4 protein-coding genes are annotated in these 3529 nt (G+C 33.9%); all 4 read left to right on the top strand.

The window, feature by feature from the left end; all coding sequences use genetic code 11:
* The coding region (locus A9G34_RS01855; protein WP_141670308.1) for a DUF2345 domain-containing protein at window positions 1-720 on the top strand (720 nt) is incomplete at its 5' end.
* Window positions 721-752: 32 nt separating this feature from the next.
* Window positions 753-1463 carry a hypothetical protein gene (locus A9G34_RS01850; RefSeq protein ID WP_065568712.1) on the top strand — a complete coding sequence of 237 codons (711 nt, stop codon included), beginning with the start codon at window positions 753-755 and terminating at the stop codon, window positions 1461-1463.
* Window positions 1463-2122: a hypothetical protein gene (locus A9G34_RS01845; RefSeq protein WP_065568711.1), complete on the top strand. Its 660-nt coding sequence runs from the start codon at window positions 1463-1465 to the stop codon at window positions 2120-2122. Before A9G34_RS01850 ends, A9G34_RS01845 begins: the two co-directional genes overlap by 1 nt.
* Window positions 2119-3222 carry a hypothetical protein gene (locus A9G34_RS01840; RefSeq protein WP_065568710.1) on the top strand — a complete coding sequence of 368 codons (1104 nt, stop codon included), beginning with the start codon at window positions 2119-2121 and terminating at the stop codon, window positions 3220-3222. The genes A9G34_RS01845 and A9G34_RS01840 overlap by 4 nt, the downstream gene beginning before the upstream one ends.
* The last annotated feature ends 307 nt before the right edge of the window (window positions 3223-3529 follow it).

Below are 3529 nucleotides of genomic sequence, written 5' to 3'. Positions count from 1 at the left end.
GCAGACACTGACAGCCAAGAACAACTTAACAAAACATTAAGCCAACTGACCCAAAGCGGCATACTTGCCTATGCCCAAGAAGGCATTGCCTTAACCAGTCCACAAAACATTCAACTCTCCACCGGCAACAGCGTTACTTTAACCAGTGAAAACCAAACTGACATTGCCGCCTTAAAAAACCTTACCCTCTCATCGGGCGAAGCGATGGGCTTATTTGCCCACAAATCAGGCATGAAACTGTTTGCCAACCAAGGCGATATTGAAGTGCAAGCCCAAAACGCCAACCTCAACATGGCCGCCAAGCAGGATATAAAAATTGACAGTGTCGATGGTGAGCTCACTGTCACCGCAAGCGAACAGCTTACGTTAATGTGTGGCGGCTCATATATAAAAATCAGCGAAGAAGGCATTGAACTGGGCACGCAAGATAATGTGTATCTTAAATGTAATGTGATGCAGAAGATGGGGGCTATAGTAATGCCAAATGATAAATTATACTTACCATGTGTAACTGATAACAGTTTATATCATATTAAATTTTTACTAAAAGACCTCATTACAAATCAACCGCTTAAAAACGTGAAATATGAAATAGCCTTAGCTGATGGTAGTAAATTAACTGGTGTGAGCAATGAACAAGGATATACTCAAAAAGTAATATCTGAAAAAGATGGAATTGTTAATTTACAAATTTCTAAACCGACTTTTACTGATAATTAAAGATTATGGATTAATAAAGGAAAAATAAATTTATGGGCACAACAAATATAAAAATTTCTAAAATGAATGAAATTGGTAATGATGATGTGGTTGAAGCGTATATTAGTGGCTCAGAAGACTATGTAATTCCATTGGTTTTTCCTAATTATCTTATTAGATTAGAAGGAGGAAGTGGAACATCAGGTAGGGATTATTTCGGTACAGATCGAGTTCCATTATTAGGGCATGCAGGAGTTTTAATAATTAATGGACAAAATGGTAAAACAAAATATTACGAATACGGTCGATATCCACCAGGAGAATTAGGAAGAACAAGGAGTGTCCAAACAAAGGATGTCATAATATCTTCTTCAAAAATGATAAATATTGATTCATTTAAGAAAACACTACGTCAAATATCTAATAACTCTGGTCAAAAAGGTAATATAAAGGGAGCTATTCTTAGAAAAGAAAATGTTTTTAATGAAGCTATTAAGTATTGCGAAATAAAAATAAAAGAAAATAATAATCCAGATAGAGAACCATACTCAATTTATACAAATAATTGTGTTACTTTTGTTGAAAAATTAGTTTCTTATTTAGATTTTCCTACTCCGTCAACAATGCCATATTCATTGTTAAATCTAGGAACTCATATTTATGATAAAATCCCAACAGCTTATATAATTCAATTTCAAGCATTTTTTCCTGCGAGAGATTTATTTTATTATTATAAATTAGATAAATTGGAGGTTAATTACTAATGATAAAAATATCTAAACATATTTTATTAATGCTACTCTTTTATGTAGTTGATATTTTTGCGTGTAGTAATTTAAATTTACCCATAGTAAATAGTTATAATTCTATTGAGTTCTATAACGGAAAAGGTATCGAAACTTTATCAATTACATCAACAAAACAGCCATATTATTGTGTTTTAATTTTATCGGAATGTGGTATCCCGCTATCTAAAGGCGAAATATATTTTGATAAATCTACTGAATTACTAAAAGAAGCACTAAGTCATGCTTATTTAAATCCAGCTCAAAAATGGTGGTCAATTGAACTTTATCAAAAAAATGATTTAAATCATCCTTATGCTAATTTAAATATTACGCCAAAAGCAGAATGTTACAATGGCGGGTTAATTTTCGAAATTATTGAGTACCGAGAACCTTATTATTTTATTTCAATAAAACTCAAAGATAAGAGTATTCATCAATTTGGCTTTATTAAATCCAAAAGCTTGTTGAATGAAAAAGATTTTGATTTTATTCTACTCGATGAAATTTACACGAAAAATAATGATAAATATGAGTTATTATCATGTCATGAAACAAACTTTGATTGTAATCTTGCAAGATATTCACATCCATATCAATTTTTCGAGAGTGTTCAATATTCTGAGTTATTTCGGTGAACTATGTAGACTCTGTTGAAAATAAGACGGATAAAGTTAAAAGGTTACGTTTAACGCAGGCAGATAAAACGAACCTGATCAAATTTTATCGATTGCGTTACCTAAAATTGATCCTAGCCGATATACCCGATAAAGTTGAGTTAGTTAGTGGCGGAAAAGAACAAGATACGAGGCTACCGAGCGTCTATTCTGAGCCCGAGAATAATGAGGATTTTTTTACAATTCGTTTTATGCTTGAAAACAAGCCGTACTGGATAGAATTAGATAATGTATTACACCTTCAAGGCGAAGATGGGCAACTTAATTCAAGCGCAAGTTATTGGTATGATTTTCCGTTATCATTAGCGAACATCCCTACAGAGGAAGACAAAAATACGGTATTAAGCTCACGCACCCTATCGCTCAATGCATTAGCGCATGACGGCTTGATAGCGATAGATGAAGACAACACAACATGGGTAAAAGTGACAGCACTGGATAAGCAAAGCCTAATGATACACGATTGGGTCAATATAAAAGACAATGCGCAAGCACATATCAAACGACGTAGTCCATGGCACTGGTCAGGTTTTAAAACGATAGAAGAGAAGGCAACGGTAGGCGAATTATCTGATAAAATCAGCAAAAATAACGTTGCCGCCTTAGATTTAGCCGATTACACGCCGACGATGCGAGAATTACAGCAAATCTTAACCGGCACACTAATATATTCAACCCAACGAAAAAAAGACCTACCGCCACCGACTTTTACGGATAGGGATTTAAAGGAAGGATTACGCAGAAGTTGGACAGCGGAGCAGATAGGGCATTTACTGGTGAAATATGAAAGTGAATGGTATGCTGATGAAGGGTTAAGCAAATGGAACGAAGTTGATGAGCTATTTGAAGAAGAAAAGCAACAACAAAAAGCGCTTATTGAAGCGGGATTAGATAAACTTGGCATCACCGAGCCTTATCAGCGAGACTTTGCCATGAAAAAAGTGGACGAAGCGCACGAACATGTCAAAAGCAACTGGCAACTAGAAAAAGAAGAGCGCATTAACCCGTTATTCTGTATTAAACAATCGATAATAATTCAGAGTATAATAAACCTTGTATGATCGTAATTGTGTAAAAAACACACCATAAATAAGTAGGGCAAAGCTCACGCTAATACGAAAGTAAAAGACAATATTTTTTGTTTAGGTACATTCGAATATTTATATCTTTTTGAATTTAAATTAAAAATTGGTGTTTCTTGGTGGAACGATAGAAATTGGAAAAAGCCTACTTACGACTTATTAAAAATCAATAAGTTAAAAATCTTTAAAAATTTAAAAAATCTGGTAGAATTTGTTGGTCGCTATAACTGTAAATAAAACAGATAGCTACAATTAGAGTGTTCCCTGTATACACAGGGATAAACCG

It is taken from the genome of Gilliamella sp. Choc4-2 (genome assembly GCF_001690355.1).
In the GTDB taxonomy this organism is placed as follows: domain Bacteria; phylum Pseudomonadota; class Gammaproteobacteria; order Enterobacterales; family Orbaceae; genus Gilliamella; species Gilliamella apicola_A.
This window is presented reverse-complemented; position numbering and strand designations above follow the sequence as displayed.